At 68.5% G+C, this 1,044-nt stretch carries 1 protein-coding gene; it reads right to left on the bottom strand.

All coding sequences use genetic code 11. From position 1 onward, the window contains the following. Positions 1 to 1,044 (bottom strand): nitrate reductase subunit beta (narH, locus tag ACQKIP_RS48105; RefSeq protein WP_427745947.1); only part of this gene is annotated, 1,044 nt, incomplete at both ends.

Consider the following 1,044-nt stretch of genomic DNA (forward strand, 5'->3'; position numbering starts at 1 on the left):
GCTCGGAGATGTGTATAAGTGACAGGTCCACCACCGGCGACAGCGGCGGGATGTACCAGACCATCGGCATCGTCCGGTACTCCGGATGCAGCGGGAGCGCCACCTTGTACGTGCTGATCAGCGCGTGCACGGGGGAGCGGCGTGCGGCCTCGATCCAGTCGTGGCCGATCCCGGCCCGCTCGGCCTCGCGCCGCACCTCGGGGTCCTCCGGGTCGAGGAAAACCCCCAGCTGGGACTCGTAGAGCGCCTTGTCGTCCTGCACGGACGCCGCTTCCGTCACCTTGTCGGCGTCGTAGAGGATCACGCCGAGGTAGCGCAGGCGGCCCACGCAGGTCTCCGAGCAGACCGTGGGCAGGCCCACCTCCAGGCGCGGGTAGCACATCGTGCACTTCTCGGCCTTGCCGGTGCGGTGGTTGAAGTACACCTTCTTGTACGGGCAGCCGGTCACGCACTTGCGCCAGCCCCGGCAGTGGTCCTGGTCGACCAGGACGATGCCGTCCTCGGAGCGCTTGTACATCGCTCCCGAGGGGCAGGCGGACACACATGCGGGGTTGAGGCAGTGCTCGCAGATGCGCGGCAGGTAGAACATGAACGACTGCTCGAACTCGAAGCGGATCTTCTCGCCCACCTCGTCGCGGATCTTCTCCACGACCGGGTCGCGCGGCCCGTGCTCGGGCGCGCCGCCCAGGTTGTCGTCCCAGTTCGGACCCCATTCGATCTTCTCCATGGGGGCGCCGGTGACCTGCGAGACGGGCCGGGCGGTGGGCAGATCGTCGCCCGCCGGGGCCTCGGTGAGGTTCTTGTACTCGTAGCTCCAGGGCTGGTAGTAGTCCTCCAGGCCCGGCAGGTCGGGGTTGGCGAAGAGGGTGCCCAGGCGCTTGGCGCGCGAGCCCGAGCGCAGCCGCAGCTTGCCGGAACGGGTGCGCTCCCAGCCGCCTTTCCACTTGTCCTGGTCCTCCCAGCGGCGCGGGTAGCCCTGGCCGGGGAGGGTCTCGACGTTGTTGAACCAGACGTATTCGGTGCCCTGCCGGTTGGTCCAGGTCC

Origin of the sequence: Streptomyces sp. NPDC059900 (assembly GCF_050270335.1) — a bacterium.
Classification (GTDB): Bacteria; Actinomycetota; Actinomycetes; order Streptomycetales; family Streptomycetaceae; genus Streptomyces.